Genomic DNA, 20,115 nt, shown 5'->3' on the forward strand with positions numbered 1-20,115 from the left:
GACGGGCACTAGGATTGCGTGCATGACCGAGACGTCCCGCGTTCCTGACAAGCCCACCCTCGAAGGCCTCGAGGAGAAATGGGCTGCCGTATGGAAGGAGCAGCAGACCTACGCCTTCGACCGGACGGCCGAGCGCGCTGACGTCTACTCGATCGACACCCCGCCGCCGACCGTCTCCGGTTCGCTGCACGTCGGGCACATCTTCAGCTACACCCACACCGACCTGGTCGCGCGGTTCCAGCGCATGCGCGGCAAGAAGGTGTTCTACCCGATCGGCTGGGACGACAACGGCCTGCCGACCGAGCGCCGCGTGCAGAACTATTACGGCGTCCGCTGCGACCCGTCCCTGCCGTACGACGCCTCGTTCGAGCCGCCGGCCAAGCCCGACGCGAAGAAGCAGATCCCGATCAGCCGGCAGAATTTCGTCGAGCTGTGCGGTCAGCTGACGCATATCGACGAGCAGGCGTTCGAGGCGATGTGGCGCCAGGTCGGCCTCAGCGTCGACTGGTCGTACCTCTACACCACCATCTCGGACGACTCACGGCGTACGTCGCAGCGGGCGTTCCTGCGCAACTTCGCCCGCGGTGAGGCGTACCTGTCCGAGGCGCCGACGATGTGGGACGTCACGTTCCAGACCGCCGTCGCGCAGGCCGAGCTGGAGGCCCGGGAGTATGCGGGCGCCTTCCACCGGATCTCGTTCCACGGTCCCGAAGGCCCGATCTACATCGAGACGACCCGGCCGGAGCTCATCCCGGCCTGTGTCGCGCTGATCGCGCACCCGGACGACTCTCGGTACCAGGGTTTGTTCGGCAAGACGGTCCGCTCGCCGCTGTTCGGTATCGAGGTGCCGGTCATCGCGCACGCCGCCGCCGAGCCGGACAAGGGCGCGGGTATCGCGATGTGCTGCACCTTCGGCGACCTGACCGACGTCCAGTGGTGGCGTGAGCTGCAGCTGCCCGTGCGTACCGTCATCGGCCGCGACGGCCGGCTGCTGCGCGACACCCCGGAGTGGCTCGAGGGCTCGGAGCTGTACGGCGAGCTCGCGGGCAAGACCGTCTTCAGCGCGCGCGAGCTGATCGTGGCCAAGCTGCGCGAGAGCGGCGACCTGGATGGCGAGCCCAAGCCCACCAGCCGGATGACGAACTTCTTCGAGAAGGGCGACAAGCCGCTCGAGATCGTCTCCACACGCCAGTGGTACATCAAGAACGGCGGCCGCGACGCTTCGCTCAAGGCGGAGTTCCTCGAGCGGGGCAATGAGCTCGGCTGGGTCCCGGAGCACATGAAGCACCGGTACATGAACTGGGTCGACGGGCTGAACGGCGACTGGCTGATCTCGCGCCAGCGCTTCTTCGGCGTGCCCTTCCCGGTCTGGTATCCGATCGGTCAGGACGGCGAGCCGGACTACGAGCACCCCCTGATGCCCGCCGAGGCGGACCTGCCGATCGACCCGACCTCGCAGTGCCCGAGTGGGTACGACGAGTCACAGCGCGGCAAGCCGGGTGGTTTCGAGGCCGACCCGGATGTGATGGACACCTGGGCCACCTCGTCGCTCACCCCGCACATCGTCTGCGGCTGGGAGCGCGACGACGACCTCTTCCGGCGTACGTTCCCGATGGACCTGAACACGCACGCGCACGAGATCATCCGGACCTGGTTGTTCTCCCGCGTCGTCCGGGCCAACTTCGAGAACGGCACGCTGCCGTGGGCCCGCTCGATGATCTCCGGATTCGTTGTCGACCCGGACCGCAAGAAGATGTCGAAGTCCAAGGGCAACGCGATCGTGCCGTCGGAGATCCTCGACAAGTACGGCTCGGACGCGGTTCGCTGGCGCGCGGCGATGGCCCGGCCGGGGATGGACTCGCCGTTCGACGAGTCGCAGATGAAGGTCGGCCGCCGGCTCGCGATCAAGGTCCTGAACGCGTCGAAGTTCGTGCTGTCGTTCGGCGCCACCGAGGAGAACCCGGCCGCGGTCACCGAGGCCAACCCGGCTGCCGTGACCGAGGCGGTCGACCTGGCGATGCTGCGCCGCCTGCGTCAGACCATCGACGAAGCGACTGCCGCTTTTGACGCGTACGACTACACCGGTGCGCTTGAGGTGACCGAGCGATTCTTCTGGACGTTCTGCGACGACTACGTGGAGCTCGTCAAGGAGCGCGCGTACGGCGGGCGTGGCGAGGCTGCCGCGTCCTCGGCGAAGTCGGCGTTGGCGATCGCGCTGTCGGTCCAGCTGCGCCTGCTCGCGCCGTACCTGCCCTTCTCGACCGAAGAGGTCTGGTCGTGGTGGCAGGAGGGGTCGATCCACACGACCTCCTGGCCGGTGCCGGACGTCGATGTCGCCGTCACCGAGCACGACCCGGAGGTGCTGGTCGCCGCCGGTGAGGTGCTCGCGAAGATCCGGGGCGCGAAGTCGAACGCCCAGGTCTCGATGAAGACCGAGGTCTCCATGATCGAGGTCAGCGGTCCGGGCGAGCGGCTCGAGCTGGCCGCCCAGGCCGAGGGCGATCTGCGCGCGGCCGGCCGGATCATCGGCGAGATCATCTGGAAGAGCGATGGCGACACCATCGAGGTTGTCGCGACGCTCTAGGGTCCCGACTCGACCATCGACGAGGTCGTCGCAACGCGCTAGCGTCCGGACTTGGGGCGCCGGCGCGGTACGCCGCACGGTGTCGCGGCCCCGGTCCTCGCCTGAATGTGCGAGCATCGGGGCGGCGCGAACGCGACGTACGTCCTGAGGAGCCAAACCGATGAGCGACCCCAAGACCCCGGCGGACCCGGTAGACCCGGCGGAGAAGCCGGCAACACCGGCCTCCCCGGCCTCCCCCGCTGAGCCTGAGACCCCCGCCAAGGCGGAAACTCCGGCCACCCCGGCGGAAACCCCGGCCAAGGCCGAGCCCCCCGCTGCGGAGGAAAAGCCGGCCGAGGGTGAGAAACCGGCGGAGGGTGAAAAGCCGGAGGATGCCGCGACCGCTGAAAAGCCGACGCCTGCCGAGGCACCTGCCGTCGCGGAGAAGAGCGACGAGAAGACCGAAGCGGAGACGTCTGCCGACGCGAAGGCTGACGAGGCGAAGGCTGACGAGGCGAAGGCTGACGAGGCAAAGGCTGACGAGGCAAAGGCTGACGAGGCAAAGGCTGACGAGGCGACGCCCGTCGACACGAAGGCCGACGAGGTGAAGGCCGAAGCGGTGAAGGCCGATGAGGCTAAGGCTGACGAGGCGGAGGCGGATGAGGCCGCGGTCGATAAGGAGGACACCGGGGAGATTCCGGTCGTGCCGCCTGCGCCGCCCACCGGAACGACGCCTGCCGAGACCGGTGGCGACGAGTCGAAGCCGGTGAAGCCGGCCAAGGCCAAGCGCAACCCCTGGCTGACCGTCGGCACGATCGCGGCGGTGCTGCTGGTGCTGGCCGGGTTCGGGTACTTCGCCGGCCTCGGCCCGATGAGCCGTCTGAGCACCACGCGCGAGATCAAGGCGCCGGAGAAGCTCGGCGGGTTGAGCCGCATCACGGATGCCGAGACGCGCAATCAGCTCCAGCTCGACACCACCCGCGACACCTTGAGCCGGGTCAACGACGGCAAGAAGACCGCCGTCGAGGCGTACGGCGATCTGACCGGCGACAAGATCTACATCGTGATCGCGCTCCGCGGCAAGATCGACCTGAAGAAGACCCTCGAGACCGACGGCGCCTCCCCGGACCAGGTCAAGAAGATCGGCGAAGCCACCTGCGTGCCGACCGTCGAGAACCTGATGACCCGGTGCTACCGCATCTCCAACACCCTGACCGTGATCGCGCAGGACGCCAGCAACAAGCTGAACGTCGACGCCGTCGGCCCAATCGCCAACGAGGCCTTCGAAGCAATGAAGTAGCCAGCAGAGACGAACCGCCCGGCCCCTTGCCATAAGGGACCGGGCGGTTCGTTTTCCCGGGATGACTCTCAGAAGCCGCCGAGCACCGGCAGTTGCTTGGCGGCAGTCGGCAGCGGGTCGAACGGTTTCCGGTCCTGCTCACAGTTCGTCCCGTCGGCCGGAGCCTTGCGGTCGACCAGGTAGTCCGTGATCAGACGGTCCGCGCACTGGCTCTTGAAGAGGGTGGTGTGCCCCCAGCCGTTGACCGTGACCGTGCGGGCGTTCGGCCAGAACCTCGCGTACGGCTTGGTCGCGCTGTACGGCGTGGCCGGGTCGTACTTGGTACCGATGACCAGCACGGGCTCCTTGGTCTGCTGCTTCCACGGGCCACGGAAGTCGTCGTGGTCGCGGATCGGCAGGAATTCGCACATCAGACCGAAGCCGGACCGCGCCCGGCCGAAGTGGGGTGCGACCTTGTCGGCGGCGTCGGCGGCCGCGCCGTACGCCAGCGGCTTGCCGGTTGCCGGCGACTCGACGCAGAACTGGAGTGACGAGCCGACGCTGGTGTACTCCTCCATCCGCTTGATCCACCGCTGTAGCGACTCGGACACGGCCCCGGCCGACCGCTTGGCCTGAGCCGGCTCGGACGCGAGCGACACCACGGCGAGGAATTCCGCCAGGTCGGGATACCCGATCGGGTCGTACAGACCGAAGAAGGTGTTCATGACAGCCGTCTGGTACGAGATCGGGACCTTGGTTCCGTCCGGCAAGGTCAGCACAACCGGCTTCGTCTTCAACCGCTGCAGCGTCCGCTCGGCCACGGTGGCGGGGTCACCGAGACCAGCCAGCACGCACTGCGCCGGGCCGGCCGCCTTGCACTGCCGGTTGAACTCCGCGAAGGTCTCGTGGCCGCCCTCGCCTTGCTTGAGGCGTACGCCGATCGGCGTGCGCTTGCTGCCGTCCGAGGCGGAGTACCACTCGGGCTGCAGCGTGCCGTCGAGCACGAGCGCGCGCACGTTGTTCGGGAAGAGCTTCGCGTACGTCGCGCCGAGGTAGGTGCCGTACGAATACCCGATGTACGAGAGCTTCTCGTCGCCGACGGCTTGCCGCAGCAGGTCCATGTCGCGGGCGACGTTCGCCGTGGAGAAGTGCGCGAGGCGGTCCGGCGAGGTCTTCGCGCAGCTTCGCGCCAGCTGGATGCTCGAGATCAGGTTCTCGCGCTCCTGCTCCTTCGTAAGTGGGAAGGCCTCCTTGCCCGCCCAGAACGCGTTCTCCTCGGCAGCGGTCGGGAAACACGTCGCAGGGTCCGAGAGTCCGACACCGCGCGGGTCGAAGCCGAGAACATCGAACCGGGCCCGAACCTTCGCGGTGTAACCGACCTGCCCGATCTGGCGCAAGGTCTCGACGCCGGGACCACCCGGCCCACCGAAGTTCGTGAACAGCGTGCCGACCTTGTGGGCCTGGTCGGACGCCGGGAGCCGGGTCAGCGCGATCGTCGTCGTCGCACCCCGGGGCTTGTCGTAATCAGTGGGGACCTCCACCGTGGCGCACTGGAAGGCCTTCAGCTCGGGCTTGTCGCCACAGCTCTTCCAGTTGATCTTCGGCACCACCGGGCTCTTTGGTCCGCGGGCCGCGTTCAGCTCGGCTGCATCTGTGGCCGCGATGGCCGTCGTACCGGTTGTCAGTAGCGGTACGACGACGGCGGCCGCGAGCAGCGTGGCCGGAAGTCGTCGACTCGGGCGTCGCATGTCACTCCAAGGTGTCGGGGACATCGTGAGGCCTCAGGCTATGAACGGCAGGCCACACTCCGCGTCAGCCGCTGGGCTGGCTTGCCGCCTCCCCCTAAAGGGGGTCACGAAATGAAGCGGGCCCCACACCGGATGGTGTGAGGCCCGCTGCAGCAGACTTTCCGCGTGTCAGGCGGTCTTCTCGCGGCGCTCGCGCTTGCGCTCGATCTGGTCACGCGGGATCAGCGTCGGGTTGACGTTGTCCAGCACGACCTCACCGTTGATGACCACCTTGGCTACGTCATCACGGCTGGGCACCTCGTACATCACGTTGAGGAGCACCTCCTCCATGATGGCGCGCAGCCCGCGGGCACCGGTGCCGCGCAGCAGCGCCTGGTCCGCGATCGCGTCGACCGCGTCGTCGGTGAACTCGAGCTCGACGTTGTCGATCTCGAACAACCGCCGGTACTGCTTGACGAGTGCGTTCTTCGGCTCGGAGAGGATCTTGATCAGGGCATCGCGGTCCAGCGGCGAGACCGTGGTGATCACCGGCAGCCGGCCGATGAACTCGGGGATCAGGCCGAACTTCAGCAGATCCTCGGGCATCACATCCGCGTAGCCGCTGGATTCCTTGATCTTCTCGTCGTCGCGGGCGAGCGTGAAGCCCAGCGTCTTCTTGCCGACGCGCTGCTCGACCATGTGGTCCAGACCGGCAAAAGCACCACCGACGATGAACAGCACGTTCGTCGTATCGATCTGGATGAACTCCTGATGCGGGTGCTTGCGGCCGCCCTGCGGCGGGACCGACGCCGTCGTACCCTCGAGGATCTTCAGCAGGGCCTGTTGCACGCCCTCGCCGGAGACGTCCCGGGTGATCGACGGGTTCTCGCTCTTGCGGGCGATCTTGTCGACCTCATCGATGTAGATGATGCCGGTCTCGGCCTTCTTGACGTCATAGTCAGCGGCCTGGATCAGCTTCAGCAGGATGTTCTCGACATCCTCACCGACATAACCCGCCTCCGTCAGCGCGGTCGCGTCGGCGATCGCGAACGGCACGTTCAGCATCCGGGCCAGGGTCTGGGCCAGATACGTCTTACCGCAACCGGTCGGGCCGATCAGCAGAATGTTCGACTTGGCGAGCTCGACCGCCTCGTCCTTCGCGTGCCGGCCCGAGCTGGCAGAGCTCTGACCGTCGCGGACCCGCTTGTAGTGGTTATAAACCGCCACCGCGAGGGCTTTCTTCGCCACGTCCTGACCAACGACGTACGCGTTGAGGAAGTCGTAGATCTCGCGAGGCTTCGGGAGCTCCGTCAGACCGACCTCGGAGCCCTCGTTCAGCTCCTCCTCGATGATCTCGTTGCAGAGATCGATGCACTCGTCGCAGATGTAGACGCCTGGACCGGCGATGAGCTTCTTGACCTGCTTCTGGCTCTTGCCACAGAACGAGCACTTGAGCAGATCTCCGCCGTCACCTATGCGTGCCACCGGGAGTGATCCCTTCTCTCAACAGTCGAGGCCGACCGGCGCTCCGGGCCGAACGCGGACCCAGTTCGACGGTACCGCGCCGAGGGGCGATTCGCCGCGCCAACCCACGCGTCGATCGCTACGCCGGTGGCGAACGCCCGCCCCTCTTGACAGCACCGTCGATAACCGGTCATCCGGAATCAGACCCCGGCCGGGACCGGTGCCTTGCGGCTCTCCAGGATTCCGTCGATCAGACCGTACTCCACGGCCTGCTCCGCGGTGAGGAACTTGTCCCGCTCGATGTCGTGTGAAACCTCTTCGATCGACTTGCCGCTGGCGTCGGAGATCATCTTCTCCAGCAGCGAGCGCAGGCGGAGGATCTCGTTCGCCTGGATCTCGATGTCGCTGGACTGCCCGTAGGTGCCCTCGGTGGCCGGCTGGTGGATGATGATCCGGCTGTTCGGCAGGGCGAGACGCTTACCCGGGGTGCCGGCGGCCAGCAGCACGGCGGCGGCCGAGGCGGCCTGGCCGAGGCAGACGGTCGCGACGTCGGCCTTGATGTACCGGATGGTGTCGTAGATCGCCGTCAGGGCCGTGAACGAGCCGCCGGGCGAGTTGATGTAGATGCTGATGTCGCGGTCGGGGTCCATCGACTCCAGGCAGAGCAGCTGCGCCATCACGGCATTCGCGATCTCGTCGGAGATCGGGGTGCCGAGGAAGATGGTGCGCTCCTCGAACAGCTTGGTGTAGGGATCGACCCGGCGCATGCCGTAAGACGTGCGCTCCTCCCACTGCGGGATGAAGTAGTTCATGCTGTGTCCTTAGTGTTCAGTGGGAAGGTCAGGAGTTCGGGCTGCCGCTGCTGAGCTGCGCGGCGCTCGCGACGACGTGGTCGATGAAGCCGTACTCCTTCGCCTGGTCCGCCGTGAACCAGCGGTCGCGGTCAGCGTCGTTCTCGACCTGATCCAGCGGCTGACCGGTGTGCTCGGCAATCAGCTTGAAGAGCTGAGCCTTGATATGCAACGACTGCTGCGCCTGGATCTTGATGTCCGACGCCGTTCCACCCATACCGCCGGAGGGCTGGTGCATCATGATTCGCGCGTGCGGCAGGGCGAAGCGCTTGTTCTTCGCACCGGCGCAGAGCAGGAACTGACCCATCGACGCGGCCAGGCCCATGCCGACCGTGGCGACGTCGTTCGAGATCCACTGCATGGTGTCGTAGATCGCCATACCCGAGTCCACCGAACCACCTGGCGAGTTGATGTACAGCCAGATGTCCTTGTTCGGGTCTTCGGCGTTCAGCAGCAGCATCTGAGCGCAGATCGCGTTCGCGTTGTCATCCCGGACCTCGGACCCCAGGAAGATGATCCGGTTGGTCAGCAGGCGCTGGTAGATGTGGTCGTCGAGTCCGCCTGATCCGTTGCCGCCGGCGGCGGTGGGGATGGCTGCGTTTGTCTGGTTCACGAAGCCGACATTACTGGGCCGCATCGACAGACCTAAGCGGGTCCGGCAAGTGTTCGCTCACGGCGCACTGTGTCTGCTGTCAGCTAAGACCGGAAAGCCGGTAAAGGCGGGCCTCCCCAGCTGCCAGCCGCACGTCGAATGCGCCCGCTATCGGCCGGTAATCCCCCGTCGCAGGGGCGAATTCCGCCACCTCGCGGCTGACCGTGACCCGGGCCGTAGTTTGCGCCTGGTGTGACCGGTTGGCCACCAGGAGCCATCGCTGCCCGTCTTCCACCGCCTGCCGAAACCGTCCGATGACCACCGAACCGCCGGTCACGCTCTGTACGACGGCGTCCGCGGCGAACGGTTTGGCGCCCAGCGGCAGCGGGTTCTCGTTCGCGTGCTCGACGGATTCGCTCACCAGGTGCTTGAGTTCCCGGCCGACCGGCGCCAGAAACTCCCGGTTGATCCTGCTCGCGTCGTGATAAACCTGCGTCGGCCGGAGGTCCTTGCCGATCAGCGCGGCGCCGAACTCGAAGTCCTCGCGATTGATCGGCGTCCAATAGGTGAAGTACTGGATCCCCTTGCAGCCATAGGCCAGGCTCATCGTGATCTGCCAGAAGATCTCCGCATAGTTGGGCCGTTTGATGTTCCAGTGGTCGACCGACTGGATGTACACCCAGGTGGGCCGATTCGCGGCCAGCCCCGCAGCGCGGACGAGCGCCCAGTTGAGGAAGTACGTCGACCGCACGGTCCCGTCGGTCAGCAACGGGTAATGGTCGAACGAGACGAACGTCGGATCGACCTGCTCGACGTACCGGCGAAGGTGTTCCTCGTACGCCGCCTGCGCGGACGCCGAATACACCGGCACGAGGTTGATATGCGCCAGGTGCTGGGGCGCGGCCGCTTTCAGTACGTCCGCGATCATCCGATAGCGCGGGTATTCGACCGGACTCGGCTCATCCGCGATCCGGAACCCCGCGAACGCCGGGTAGGCCTCGTACTCGGCCAACGCACGACGGATGCCGTCCTGCCAATTGCCGCACGTGGTGGCGTGCGAGATCCGGTTGTCCGTCGGCAGCGCGCGGATGCCGACGCCGTACGCGTGCTGCATCATCAACGCGTTCGCGTCGGTCTCGGCGAGTGGCGCCGAATCGGTCTTGTTGACGTCGTTGCCACCGCTCACCACGTTGATACCGGCGGCGGCCAGCTCGACGTACCGCTCATGCGTCGTCTCGGACTTCGGCGGCGGCCAGAACAACCCGATCGGGAAGACGTCATCGGTCAGGATCGTCGGCCCGTCAGCCGCACTTGCTGTTGCTGTCATCGGGCCCAGGTACGGCGCGAGGCCGGCGCCGGCGGCCAGTTGGAGGAGTAGGCGGCGGCTGATGCGCGAATCGGTCATGGCAGGCCTCTCAGATGGACCAGGACGCCGCTGCGGGCGAGGAGGTGAACAGGTCGTCGCCCATCGGCGCCCAGGCGCTCCAGGAGCCGCCACCGAGGTGGTAGCGCTGCCACATCCGGTCGTCCGTGCCCAGGGCGAAGAGGTTGAGGGTCTCCGGGGCGTGCGAGGCGGCTGCGGGCGACTCCTTGAACCGCTGCGGCCCATCGAAGACGTACCAGCCGCTCCAGGCGCCGGCGGTGAAGCGGTACCAGTTGTGCCAGATCCGCCCGTCGGCCGATCGTGCGAAGGCCTCGAGATGGCCTTTACCCCACGACGTGGCCGCGGGCGCCGAGTCGAACAGGTCGTCGCCCATCGCGCGCCAGGCGCTCCACTGGCCGTTGCCGAGGTGGGCGCGCTCCCAGATCCGGCCGTCCTCCCCCAGACCGAAGACGTTCAGCTTCTGCGCGTCGAACGAGGCTGCGGCGGGCGCGTACTTGAACAGCTTCGTGTCGGCGGCAAACGCGTACCAGCCGCTCCAACCGCCACCGCCGAAGCGGTACCAGTTGTGCCAGATGCGCTTGTCCGTACCGGTGGCGAACACCTCGAAGTGGTCGCTGCCCCAGGAGGCCGCTGCGGGCGACGCAAGGAACTGCTGGTTGCCGAGCTGAGACCAGTTGCTCCAGCCGCCAGTGATGCCTCCGGAGTTCACGAACGCCCTGTTCTTGATACGGCCGTCTATGCCGAGCGCAACCACGTGGACGATCCCAGGGTCGTGGGAGGCGGCTCCGGCGCCGTCGCCCAGCTCACCGCGCAGGCTCTGCCAGCAGGTCCAGCCGACGCCTGCTGCCCACCACCGGTGCCAGAGGGCGTTGTCGCCGCCGCGGGCGAACAGGTCGAGGCTCGGGGTCGCCGTGGCGCGCTTGGGGGCGGCGGGCACCTCGGCAGCGGGGTGCATCGTCGTACTCATGGCTGGTCCTCTCCAATCGGCGTGGGCGCGACGGTAGGAGAGGACGCTGGCACTTCACTGGCGGAATGCAGAACAGCGGCCGCCCTGACCGGGCGACCGCTGTCTGGAGTGCTGTTGAGGTCAGGCCTTGACGGGCTCTTCCTCGGCCGGAGCCTCGGCGGCGGCGTCGGCCGGGTCGCCGTACGAGCCGTCGGGCTGCAGGGTCTTGAGCTCGACCACGTTGCCGGAGGCGTCGGTGACCTTCGCGTTCTCGACCAGGTGGGCGAGGGCCTTGCCGCGGACGACCTCGGACACCAGGCTCGGCACCAGGTTGTGCTCGACGGCGTGCTGGGCGAACTGGTCCGGGCTGACACCGGAACGCTGCGCGTGCCGGATGATGTGCTCGGTCAGCTCCTGGTCGTTGACGCTCAGCTCCTGCTGCTCGGCAACCAGGTCCAGCACGAACTGTGCGCGAATGGCGTCCTCGGACCGCTTCTTCAGGTCCTCGTCGAACTCTTCCTCGGTCTGCTCCTCGGTCTCGAGGAACTGCGCGAAGGTCATGCCGGAGTAGCCGAGCTGCTGCTCGAGGTTCTCCCGGCGGGCGGCGAGCTCGTCGGTCAGCAGACCGTCCGGCACCGGCACGTCGACCAGGGTGAGGATCTTCTCGAGCACGGCGTCGCGGGCGTCGCCGGCCTGCTCGAGGCGCTTGCCACGCTCCAGGCGGGTCCGGACGTCGGCCTTGAGCTCCTCGGCGGTGTCGAACTCCGAGGCGGTCTGGGCGAAGTCGTCGTCGAACTCCGGCAGCTCCTGCTCCTTGACGGCGGTGACGGTGACGTCGACCTGCACGTCCTCACCCTTCAGCTCACCGCCGACCAGCTGGGTGGTGAAGGTGGCCGACTCGCCGGCGGACAGACCGATCACGGCCTCGTCCAGACCGTCGAGCAGCTGACCGCTGCCGACCTGGTACGACAGACCGGTGGCCTGCGCCTCCTCGACCTTCACGCCGTCCTTGCTGGCCGACAGGTCGAGGGTGATGTAGTCCTTGTCGGCGACCGCGCGCTCGACCGGGTTCAGCGAGCCGAAGCGCTGACGCAGCGCCTCCACCTGCTCGTCGACCTCGTCGTCGCTGATCGCGATGTCCTCGACCTCGGCCTCGATACCGTCGAGATCCGGCAGCGTGAGGTCGGGACGGACCTCGACCTCGGCGGAGAACTGCAGGCTCTCCTTGTCGTTGAACTCGGTCACGTCGACCTCAGGCCGGCCGATCGCCTTGACCTGGTTGTCCTGGACGGCCTGCGAGTACAGCTTGGGCAGCGCGTCGTTGATGGCCTCTTCGAGCACCGGACCCCGACCGACCCGCTGGTCGATGACCTGCGGGGGAACCTTGCCCTTGCGGAAGCCCGGGACGACGATCTGCTGGGCGATGCTCTGGTACGCCGCGTCGAGGCTCGGCTTGAGTTCCTCGAACGGCACCTCGACGATGAGCCGGACCTTGGTCGGGCTCACGGACTCGACGGTGCTCTTCACGGTGGCGGTTCTCCTTGGTCGGTGACGCTGATCGGTACTGCGCTCGCGCAGCCGTTTACACGGCTTCGCAGAGGGTTTTGTCGGGGCGACAGGACTCGAACCTGCGGTCTCCTGCTCCCAAAGCAGGCGCGCTAGCCACTACGCTACGCCCCGGTGGCGACCGCACGAGTCTAGTGGACGCAGAGCCATGCTCGCGCCCACCCCCCTCGACCAATCGATTTGAGCGTCGCCCCGGCCATGTGGAATCATGGGCGACGCCTGCGGGTGTAGCTCAATGGTAGAGCCCCAGTCTTCCAAACTGACTACGCGAGTTCGATTCTCGTCACCCGCTCAACCGAAGGCCCCGGCCACCTGGCCGGGGCCTTCGTCATGCGCCGGCCGCCGACGCCACGATCCGATCAGCGGTCTCGTCGGGGGTGAGGGCCGCGGTGTCGAACCACCAGCCGGCATCGCCGAGCTCCCGCTTCATCTCAGCCTCGAGCCCGTCGTACCCCTCGAAGTCGAACCGTTCCCGTGGATCCCTGATCGTGTTTCGGTACTTGCAGACCTCGATGCCCGGCGTGAGGACAACGAACAACACCTCGCGCGGCGCCAAGGATTCGAGGAAGAAATCCAGCTGCTTGCGGGAATGGACCAGGACGTCCATCACGGGGGTGAAGCCGGCGTCGGCGAAATTGGTCGCCAGCGTGCTCAGATTGCGGTGCAACAACTCCACTTGCCGCGCAGCCTCGTCGGCGGGCTCCCCCAGAGCCCACACAAACCCGCTGACAATCATCCGGTTGACCTCATCGCCATCGAGCCTCGCGGAACGCGACAGCCGCTCAGCCACCAGCCTGGTCACCGTCGACTTCCCAGCCCCCGGCATCCCCGTCACCCGCTCGACCGAAGGCCCCCGCCAGCCAGTGGCGGGGCCTTCGTCATGCGGACACACTGAGGGTGTGCCGGACCGGGTCCCCGCTTTCGCTCGTGATGCCGCGACCGCTGCCTACTACGAGCAGCGCGCCGAGGAGTACGACGAGTGGTATCTGGGGCAGGGCCGGTTCGCGTCGCTCAACCCGCCGGGCTGGCAGCTGGAGGTTTCGCGCCTGGTGGACCTGGTGGGCGGGTTGCCGGCGGCGCGAACTCTCGACGTCGCCTGCGGCACCGGGTTCTTGACGCGTCACCTTCACGGAGTCGCCATCGGGCTGGACCGGAGCCCCGCGATGGTCGCCCGAGCCCGATCGCGACTCCCGGCGGGCATGGTCATCGTCGGTGACGCCCTGGAACTCCCGTTCGCCGACGGAGCCTTCGACCGAGTGCTGACCGGCCACTTCTACGGCCACCTGGCGCTCGACGAGCAGACGGCCTTCCTGACCGAGGTACGGCGCGTAGCCGGTGAGCTGATCGTCATCGACACCGCCCTGCGGGCCGGAGTCGAGCCCGAGCAGTGGCTGGAACGGACGCTCAACAACGGCTCTCGGCACCGCATCTACAAGCGCTACCTGACGAGCACACAGCTCGCCGACGAACTGGGCGGCGAGGTGCTCTTCGAAGTCCGGAGCTTCGTCGCGGCCCGCGTGAAGTGGTGAGGAGGCCGAATGCCCATCGATGCGGAACTGCTGGCCAGGTTGAAGCGGCATTGGGAGTATTCCGGTAGAGACGAGGACATCTCTCACGAGATCTACCACGAGGACGCCATACTCGAGTTTCCCCAGTCGGGCGAGCGCTTCGAAGGCGTCGCGAACTTCCGGGAGTGGCGGCGTCGGTATCCGGCGTGGTTGCAGTTCCATACCCGGCGCATCACGCATCGCGGCGACCTGGTGGTGGTCGAGAATCTGATCAGCTACAACGGCGCACCGTGGATGGTGACTGTCAACCTGCTCGAGTTCCGCGGGGACAGGGTTGCCCACGAGCGCATCTACATCATGGACGCGTGGAAACCCGCGGATTGGCGTGCGCCCTGGCGCTCGAAGCAGCTCGCGGACCAGCCGCCTCCCCCTCCCGCGCCGCCGCCCACTCCCGCGCCGCCACCAGCGGCGACCGTCCCGGGGAACCAGGACCGCTGAAGATTGGCGACGAGGAGGCCCAACGTGGAATCGCGTCGCGTATCTGTTGGGGACGCGGAGTTGGAAGTCGATGTTCGCGGCGCTGGTGAGCCGGTGGTGCTGATCCAGACCGCGTTGACGGCCGACGAGTTCCTGCCCCTCGCCCGTCATCCCGACCTCGGCGACAACTATCAAGTCGTCCTGTATCACCGGCGCGGCTACGCGGGCAGCAGTCCCGTCGAGGGTCCGGGGTCAATCGAACGCGATGCCGCCGACTGCCGGCAACTACTCGCGGCTCTCGGCATCGAGCGCGCGCACGTGATGGGAGTGTCGTACAGCGCCGCTGTGGCGTTGCAGCTGGCCGCCACGTCACCGGAGTGTGTCCACAGCCTGTGCGTGATCGAGCCACCGCCGGTGCACATCCTGCGCGCCGATGAGTTCTTCGCCGCGAATAGGCAACTCCTCGAGGAGCACCGGCGACTTGGTCCTGCGTTGGCCCTCGGGCGCTTTCTGGGCCGGATCGTCGGACCCGACTGGCGGCGCGATATCGAACAGCACGTTCCAGGCGGCGTTGCTCAGACTGAACGAGATGCCGAAACCTTCTTCGCCACCGACATCCCCGCACTCATGACCTGGCGCTTCGCCGCAGAAGACGCACGCCGCATCAGCCAGCCGGTCCTGTGCGTCGGTGGCACGGTGAGCGGAGCGTGGTTCGAAGAGGAACTGCAAGTCGTCCTGGGCTGGCTCCCGCAAGCTGAACAAATACTCATCCCCGGCGCCGACCACTCCTTGGCCCTAACCCATGCAAGAGACCTCGCGGCCGCTACCAACGCGTTCCTGCGCCGCCATCCCTTCGTCGGCTAACGGGCCACTAGAGTGACCGGTCGTGGAGTACTTCGTATACGGCCGCGACCTGCCCGGCACCGCCGAACTCAAGGCGAAACTGACCGAGGAACACTGGGCCTTCATGGACGGGTACGGCGAACAGCTCATCGCCCGCGGCCCGACGTTGACCGGCCAGGACGACGACGCCGAATCGACCGGCAGCATGCACATCGTCGGCCTTCCGGACGTGGAGGCGGCCCGCGCGTTCGCCTTCGAAGAGCCGTACTACAAGGGCGGCGTCTTCGAGTCGGTCCAGCTCTACCGCTTCCACAACACCCTCGGCCGAACCATGTGGGACTTCACCGACGCCGTCGACAACTACGGCCGGTACCTCCTACTCACCCTGGACGAGTCCACCCCCGCGCCGACCCCGTCGAAACACCTGATCGTGTACGGCGACCTGCTCGCCATCGACACCGACGTACGACTCGGCCGCGCCGTCCTCGCAGAAGCGCCGGACCGCGAAACCGCCGCCACCCTCCTCCCCGCAGGCGCCAACACCCCCACCGAAGTCCACCACTGGTCCTTCGGCGGCCGCCGCTAACGCCCAAATGAAGTTCAGTCCCGAGGAACTCGCACAACCCGCGCCCGACCTCAGGTACGCACCGAACAAGCTGCACGGTGATGAGATCCAGGCCGGCGACGGTACGACGTACCAGCCAGCGCAACCGGACGAGTGGCTCGACGGCGACGAGGTCGAGGCGTTCATCAGGCGCTCCCCCGCGATCGAGCTGCTCCTCGTCGACGACACGGCCAACTACCCGCCCCCGGTCTACAGGATCGCGGGCAACACGACGGCCGCCTGGACCCGGCGATTGTCCAGCCTCTACCTCTCGGACGACGGCCTCCCGGACCCAACGACCGGCTGGGGCCTAGAAGCCCGGCGATGGACTACAACCGACGGTCGCGACGTACTGGTCTTCCGCGTCAGCTGCTAGTCCGCACCTCTTCGAGCGCGGCCGTCGTACGGCGACTCGAGCCCCAGCGCGCCCGGTGAGGGGTTTGGGGGTTGGGTTGGTGGGGCGGGAGGATGCGGGGGTGACGAGGATCGAGTTTTGGCCGGATTATGGGCCGGGGCCGTTGTGGGATGACGGTGGGCGAGCGGTGGACCTCGACGGGCTGGGGTTGGCGCCGGGGCTGGTCGAGCGGATCCGGAGTTGGCACGCCCGGTACGAGGAGGACCGGATCCCGGCCGAGGGGCCTGGTGATCCCGTCTGGCTGGCGGAGGGGCGGGAGTTGCTGGCCGAGATTCGCGCCGCCCTGCCCGATTTCACCGTGGTGGTCGACGAGCCGTGGTGGGACGAGCCGCCCAAACAAGCCGCCCAATAACGAGCCTAGAAACAACCCGCCTGAAGTCGCCCGCTGATCACCGATTGCCGTGGAGGACGCGGTAGTGGAGGTGGGTTACGCCGGCTTCCCCCGTGAGGACGCGGGTGCGTTCCAGCTCGCTGGGGCCTAGGTGTTCGAAGAGGCGGGTGCCGTCGCCGAGGAAGACCGGGATCAGGTGGATCTCGAGTTCGTCGAGGAGGCCCGCGGTGAGGGCGCGTTGCGCGATACCCGATCCGTGCACCAGTACGTCCTTGTCACCGGCGGCGTCCTTGGCGTCCCGAATGGCGGCCTCGAGATCGCTCACGTAGTGCACCAAGGGCCAGTCCGCCGCCCAATCAGGTGCCGGGTTGCGGCTGAGGATGTAGATCGGTACGCCGTCATGGTGGTCGCCGCCCCAGCCGCCCGCCGGTTCGAAGGTCGCCCGGCCGGCCACCACGGCCCCGGTGGACATGAACTCGTCGTAGAGCTGGCGATTCACGCCTTCCAGCCGCTGGACGGCCGTCTCGAAATCGTCGCCGCCCGCGAGGACCCACTCATGCAGCCGTTCACCGCCGTCGCCGAGACCGTTGTCCGGGCGGACGTTGGGCCCCGTGATGAACCCGTCGAGGGACATTGACATGTACAGCACGGTCGAGCCCATCGCTCCACTCCCAAAGGTCGAGGTGATCTCGACATTGTCCCAGCGAGATCCGCTCAGAGGGGGCGGTTGGCGAGGAGGCGAGTGGCGAGGGCGGTGACCTACGCAATCTCAGCCGCGCGAGTCGGCCCGCCCAGGGAGGCTGGGCGGGCCGACTCGCGACCTGGGTGGTCCGGGTTAGCCGACTATGCCGGAATCGGCGTGGGAGATTTGGATGGTGGTGTTGAGGGCGGTGATGCGGAGTTCGACGGCGGTGACCGAGACGAAGCCGGTCTTGCGGCTGAGCTTGTTGAAGGTCAGCGTGCCCAGGCCGGCGACGTTGAGCTGCTGGTTGGGTGCGGTCGGGATCGGGACGGACTGCCCGTTGATGACCAGTGAGCCGATCGACGTACTCCAGGCCGTGTAGTACTTGCCGCCGGTCTTCGTGGCGGCCGTCCGGGCTGTGACCGCGGTCAGTTTGACCTTGCCGTTGCCAAGGTTGACCGAGGCAACCGATGCCGACATGTTGCCGGTGGCAATGGTGGGCCGCAGCGAACCGGCTTGGGTGGTGGTCAGACCGTTGACGGTGGCAACGTTCGGCACGGTCAGACCGGCCACGTTGACCGTTCGCAAGGCGCCGTTGGTGCCGAAGCAGGTGGTCTGCAACGACGTCGGGCCCGAGGTGATGACGTTGCCGACGTTGACCTGGGTCGTGTACGCCTTGCCGCGGAGCAACGCCGTACTGGGACCGCCAACCGAGGCGCTGGTCAGCAGTAGAGCCACTGTCGCGCCCTTCGGCAGGTACGGGTTCGACACGGTCGAGTGGATCAGCACCGCGACCGAACTGGCCGTCGCGCTCTGCGGCGTCTTGGTCTTGATCGTCCGGTTCAGCTGCAGGAATCCCAGCCCTGGCACGGAAACGGTCGTGTTGGGAGCAGGGTTCGCCAGCCCGGGAACCGGGACACCCGCGATCTTGACCGCGGCGAAACGCGAGCCCGCGACGGTCTGGAACGCGCCGTTCTTGTACACCGCCTGCGAGTAGCTCTGCGCGCCTACCAGCTCGAACAGCAGCCCGAGTTTGATATTCGCGGCAGTGCCGAAGCTGGTGGTGCCGTCACCCCGGGAATCGTTGTGCGTATAGGTTTTCGTCGCCACGGTGTGCGCGAACGTCTGACCATTCACGACTGCCGACGCCGCCGTGTTCGCCCGGTAGAGCGATACTTGCCTGGTGCAACCGAAGAAGCTCGCGACCTGAGGGCCGGAGTTCACCAGTCCACTGGCGACGAGTGTGCCGTGCGAATAGCCGCTGTACCCGAAACGGGTGGAGGCCTGCGCCGGCAGCGTGCCCGCGACCAGACTTGAGCCCGCGACCACCAGTACGACGGTTGATGCGACGACTGCCTTGAACCTGGTTCTGAGTGTCATGGCGTGCCAACTCCTTATGGAGCAATATGTGCAGGCCCCACGCACGAACCGGGTGAGTCCGGTCCGTGGCACGGTGAAATCCCCGACGCAGCACTGCTCTGCTGCTGAGTGACACCCGCACTGGCAGCGCGAAGTGTCAGGAGCCCCGTTCGCTGAGCTTATCGCAATTCCGACACGAATCGTTACAGAGTGTAACGATTCGACTGTCACTCACGCCTGAAAACTGGTCAAAGCGGCCTATTCGCCAGCAATCGAGTGGCGAGGGTGGTGATCAGCGAGCCGAGGGTCATGCCGACGGCGATCATGGCGGCTCCGACGACCCAGAGGCCCGAGTCGTCGCCGCCGACCGCGTCGATGGACCAGGCGGCCGTGAAGACCACTGCCATCACGGCGACCACTGTGACCAAGTGCAGCCGGAACGACGCGACGATGGCCACGGCCACCAGAGTCGCCAGGCAGCCGACTACCTGCCAGGGCTCGTACGGCCCCGTGGAGTGCTGCGTGATCGGGTCGATCGTCCGCTGCGTATCCCATCCGAGCCAGCCGTACCACGTAGCTCCAGTAGCCACCGCGAGGGCCAACGCGCCCGCGAGCTCAGAACCAGCCTTGCGCTTCGCAACTGTTGTCGTGTTCATACCCACAACCCTGCGGCTCAGGCATCCCTCGGCACATGAGTAGCACTACGCAACCTCACGACGATTACTGGTTCAGAACCCACGCGAGTACGGCGCCGAGGCGGTCGGCGGCGGCAGCGGCTTGGGCGACTACCTCGTCCGGGTCGATCACGTCGCCCATGCCCTCGCGGACGGTGACGACGGACAGCCCGAACAGCTCCAGGTCGAGCGCCCGGGCGGCGAGGGCCTCGACCACAGTCGACATGCCGACGATGTCCGCACCGAGAACGCGCAGCATCTTCGTCTCGGCCAGCGTCTGGTACTGCGGCCCCGGCAACATCACGTAGACGCCCTCGGCCAACTCCGGAAAAGCATCCAGTACGGCGTTACGCAGCCGCGGGCTCCACGCGTCGGTCAGGTCGACGAACTCCGAGCCGGTGAGAGGCGTCGCGAAAGTCGGGTTGAGGTGATCGGAGATGACCACGCCCGTGCCGGTGTTCCACTCCGGCCGCAGCGAGCCATTCGCGTTCGTGAGTACGGCGAGTCGCGCGCCGAGGGCCGCGGCCGTCCGGATCGGGTGGGCCACCGCGGCCGGTCCGTGCCCCTCGTACAAGTGGGTCCGGCCGAGGAACGCGAGCACCGAGCGAGAGCCGACCCGATAGGCGCGAGCCAATCCGGCATGGCCGTCGGCCACCGGCGGATGGAACCCCGGCAGCTCCGCGACCGGCACCTCGCCGAGCACGTCGCCGAAGGCTGCCGCGGCGCCGGTCCACCCCGAACCGAGCACCACCACCGCGTCGTACGACTGGACTCCTATAGCGGTTCGCAATGAGTCCGCTGCGGTCTGAGCGAGCTCCGAGGCCTCATTCATCACGGCGCGAGTCTGCCA

Annotated in this window: 20 protein-coding genes and 2 tRNA genes; 9 read left to right on the forward strand and 13 right to left on the reverse strand. The window is 67.0% G+C overall.

Translation table 11 applies throughout. From position 1 onward, the window contains the following. The first annotated feature begins 22 nt into the window (after nucleotides 1-22). On the forward strand, nucleotides 23-2,584 hold the full coding sequence (valS, locus tag OG394_RS14530; RefSeq protein ID WP_328995870.1) for a valine--tRNA ligase: 2,562 nt from the start codon (nucleotides 23-25) through the stop codon (nucleotides 2,582-2,584). A gap of 160 nt (nucleotides 2,585-2,744) precedes the next feature. After that, nucleotides 2,745-3,863 carry a hypothetical protein gene (locus tag OG394_RS14535; RefSeq protein WP_328995871.1) on the forward strand — a complete coding sequence of 373 codons (1,119 nt, stop codon included), beginning with the start codon at nucleotides 2,745-2,747 and terminating at the stop codon, nucleotides 3,861-3,863. A gap of 68 nt (nucleotides 3,864-3,931) precedes the next feature. Here the strand turns inward: OG394_RS14535 and OG394_RS14540 are convergent, their stop codons facing one another. From OG394_RS14540 to OG394_RS14575, 8 genes are all read right to left on the reverse strand, one after another. After that, nucleotides 3,932-5,590: an alpha/beta fold hydrolase gene (locus tag OG394_RS14540; protein WP_328995872.1), complete on the reverse strand. Its 1,659-nt coding sequence runs from the start codon at nucleotides 5,588-5,590 to the stop codon at nucleotides 3,932-3,934. A 168-nt stretch (nucleotides 5,591-5,758) separates the two neighbouring features. Continuing rightward, on the reverse strand, nucleotides 5,759-7,054 hold the full coding sequence (gene clpX, locus OG394_RS14545; protein ID WP_328995873.1) for an ATP-dependent Clp protease ATP-binding subunit ClpX: 1,296 nt from the start codon (nucleotides 7,052-7,054) through the stop codon (nucleotides 5,759-5,761). Nucleotides 7,055-7,233: 179 nt separating this feature from the next. Further along, the gene (locus tag OG394_RS14550; RefSeq protein ID WP_328995874.1) at nucleotides 7,234-7,845 is read right to left on the reverse strand and encodes an ATP-dependent Clp protease proteolytic subunit; all 612 of its coding nucleotides are present in this window, start codon (nucleotides 7,843-7,845) and stop codon (nucleotides 7,234-7,236) included. A 28-nt stretch (nucleotides 7,846-7,873) separates the two neighbouring features. Then, a complete protein-coding gene (locus OG394_RS14555; RefSeq protein ID WP_328995875.1) occupies nucleotides 7,874-8,497 on the reverse strand; it encodes a ClpP family protease in 624 nt (207 codons plus the stop codon). Between the two features lie 79 nt (nucleotides 8,498-8,576). Beyond that, nucleotides 8,577-9,881, reverse strand: coding sequence for a hypothetical protein (locus OG394_RS14560; protein WP_328995876.1), 1,305 nt, complete (start codon nucleotides 9,879-9,881; stop codon nucleotides 8,577-8,579). Between the two features lie 10 nt (nucleotides 9,882-9,891). Next, nucleotides 9,892-10,827, reverse strand: a complete 936-nt coding sequence (locus OG394_RS14565) for a hypothetical protein (protein ID WP_328995877.1) — start codon at nucleotides 10,825-10,827, stop codon at nucleotides 9,892-9,894. Nucleotides 10,828-10,947: 120 nt separating this feature from the next. Further along, complete coding sequence (gene tig / locus OG394_RS14570) at nucleotides 10,948-12,333, reverse strand: trigger factor (protein ID WP_328995878.1); 1,386 nt, start codon at nucleotides 12,331-12,333, stop codon at nucleotides 10,948-10,950. An 80-nt stretch (nucleotides 12,334-12,413) separates the two neighbouring features. Continuing rightward, nucleotides 12,414-12,486, reverse strand: a tRNA-Pro gene (locus tag OG394_RS14575). Between the two features lie 107 nt (nucleotides 12,487-12,593). Between OG394_RS14575 and OG394_RS14580 the strand changes: the two genes are divergently transcribed. After that, a tRNA-Gly gene (locus tag OG394_RS14580) sits at nucleotides 12,594-12,664 on the forward strand. Nucleotides 12,665-12,700: 36 nt separating this feature from the next. Here OG394_RS14580 and OG394_RS14585 read toward each other — a convergent pair. Then, nucleotides 12,701-13,198 carry an AAA family ATPase gene (locus OG394_RS14585; protein ID WP_328995879.1) on the reverse strand — a complete coding sequence of 166 codons (498 nt, stop codon included), beginning with the start codon at nucleotides 13,196-13,198 and terminating at the stop codon, nucleotides 12,701-12,703. 73 nt (nucleotides 13,199-13,271) lie between these two features. On the opposite strand from OG394_RS14585, the gene OG394_RS14590 reads away from it, so the two are divergent. From OG394_RS14590 to OG394_RS14615, 6 genes are all read left to right on the forward strand, one after another. Beyond that, nucleotides 13,272-13,901 (forward strand): class I SAM-dependent methyltransferase, encoded by a 630-nt coding sequence (locus OG394_RS14590; RefSeq protein WP_328995880.1) that lies wholly within the window; start codon nucleotides 13,272-13,274, stop codon nucleotides 13,899-13,901. Nucleotides 13,902-13,910: 9 nt separating this feature from the next. Then, entirely contained in the window at nucleotides 13,911-14,378 is a 468-nt protein-coding gene (locus tag OG394_RS14595) for a nuclear transport factor 2 family protein (protein WP_328995881.1), read from the forward strand. Between the two features lie 24 nt (nucleotides 14,379-14,402). Continuing rightward, entirely contained in the window at nucleotides 14,403-15,221 is an 819-nt protein-coding gene (locus OG394_RS14600) for an alpha/beta fold hydrolase (protein WP_328995882.1), read from the forward strand. 22 nt (nucleotides 15,222-15,243) lie between these two features. Beyond that, nucleotides 15,244-15,786, forward strand: a complete 543-nt coding sequence (locus OG394_RS14605) for a YciI family protein (protein ID WP_328995883.1) — start codon at nucleotides 15,244-15,246, stop codon at nucleotides 15,784-15,786. 7 nt (nucleotides 15,787-15,793) lie between these two features. After that, nucleotides 15,794-16,180 carry a hypothetical protein gene (locus OG394_RS14610; RefSeq protein WP_328995884.1) on the forward strand — a complete coding sequence of 129 codons (387 nt, stop codon included), beginning with the start codon at nucleotides 15,794-15,796 and terminating at the stop codon, nucleotides 16,178-16,180. Between the two features lie 100 nt (nucleotides 16,181-16,280). Further along, nucleotides 16,281-16,571: a hypothetical protein gene (locus tag OG394_RS14615; protein ID WP_328995885.1), complete on the forward strand. Its 291-nt coding sequence runs from the start codon at nucleotides 16,281-16,283 to the stop codon at nucleotides 16,569-16,571. Nucleotides 16,572-16,608: 37 nt separating this feature from the next. On the opposite strand, the gene OG394_RS14620 is transcribed toward OG394_RS14615, so the two are convergent. The 4 genes from OG394_RS14620 to OG394_RS14635 form a co-directional block, all read right to left on the reverse strand. Next, nucleotides 16,609-17,211, reverse strand: coding sequence for a dihydrofolate reductase family protein (locus tag OG394_RS14620; RefSeq protein WP_328995886.1), 603 nt, complete (start codon nucleotides 17,209-17,211; stop codon nucleotides 16,609-16,611). A 174-nt stretch (nucleotides 17,212-17,385) separates the two neighbouring features. Beyond that, entirely contained in the window at nucleotides 17,386-18,612 is a 1,227-nt protein-coding gene (locus tag OG394_RS14625) for a choice-of-anchor P family protein (RefSeq protein WP_328995887.1), read from the reverse strand. Between the two features lie 227 nt (nucleotides 18,613-18,839). Next, nucleotides 18,840-19,247, reverse strand: a complete 408-nt coding sequence (locus OG394_RS14630; protein WP_328995888.1) for a hypothetical protein — start codon at nucleotides 19,245-19,247, stop codon at nucleotides 18,840-18,842. A gap of 64 nt (nucleotides 19,248-19,311) precedes the next feature. Further along, nucleotides 19,312-20,097 (reverse strand): purine-nucleoside phosphorylase, encoded by a 786-nt coding sequence (locus OG394_RS14635; protein WP_328995889.1) that lies wholly within the window; start codon nucleotides 20,095-20,097, stop codon nucleotides 19,312-19,314. Nucleotides 20,098-20,115: the final 18 nt, after the last annotated feature.

This window comes from Kribbella sp. NBC_01245 (assembly GCF_036226525.1).
GTDB lineage: Bacteria > Actinomycetota > Actinomycetes > Propionibacteriales > Kribbellaceae > Kribbella.

Bases quoted from the DNA above. Each gene is read 5' to 3' on its own strand.
- valS (WP_328995870.1), top strand. From the start codon at position 23: ATGACCGAGACGTCCCGCGTTCCTGACAAGCCCACCCTCGAAGGCCTC.
- OG394_RS14535 (WP_328995871.1), top strand. From the start codon at position 2,745: ATGAGCGACCCCAAGACCCCGGCGGACCCGGTAGACCCGGCGGAGAAG.
- OG394_RS14540 (WP_328995872.1), bottom strand. From the start codon at position 5,590: ATGCGACGCCCGAGTCGACGACTTCCGGCCACGCTGCTCGCGGCCGCC.
- OG394_RS14550 (WP_328995874.1), bottom strand. From the start codon at position 7,845: ATGAACTACTTCATCCCGCAGTGGGAGGAGCGCACGTCTTACGGCATG.
- OG394_RS14560 (WP_328995876.1), bottom strand. From the start codon at position 9,881: ATGACCGATTCGCGCATCAGCCGCCGCCTACTCCTCCAACTGGCCGCC.
- OG394_RS14565 (WP_328995877.1), bottom strand. From the start codon at position 10,827: ATGAGTACGACGATGCACCCCGCTGCCGAGGTGCCCGCCGCCCCCAAG.
- OG394_RS14585 (WP_328995879.1), bottom strand. From the start codon at position 13,198: ATGCCGGGGGCTGGGAAGTCGACGGTGACCAGGCTGGTGGCTGAGCGG.
- OG394_RS14595 (WP_328995881.1), top strand. From the start codon at position 13,911: ATGCCCATCGATGCGGAACTGCTGGCCAGGTTGAAGCGGCATTGGGAG.
- OG394_RS14610 (WP_328995884.1), top strand. From the start codon at position 15,794: ATGAAGTTCAGTCCCGAGGAACTCGCACAACCCGCGCCCGACCTCAGG.
- OG394_RS14620 (WP_328995886.1), bottom strand. From the start codon at position 17,211: ATGGGCTCGACCGTGCTGTACATGTCAATGTCCCTCGACGGGTTCATC.
- OG394_RS14625 (WP_328995887.1), bottom strand. From the start codon at position 18,612: ATGACACTCAGAACCAGGTTCAAGGCAGTCGTCGCATCAACCGTCGTA.
- OG394_RS14630 (WP_328995888.1), bottom strand. From the start codon at position 19,247: ATGAACACGACAACAGTTGCGAAGCGCAAGGCTGGTTCTGAGCTCGCG.
- OG394_RS14635 (WP_328995889.1), bottom strand. From the start codon at position 20,097: ATGAATGAGGCCTCGGAGCTCGCTCAGACCGCAGCGGACTCATTGCGA.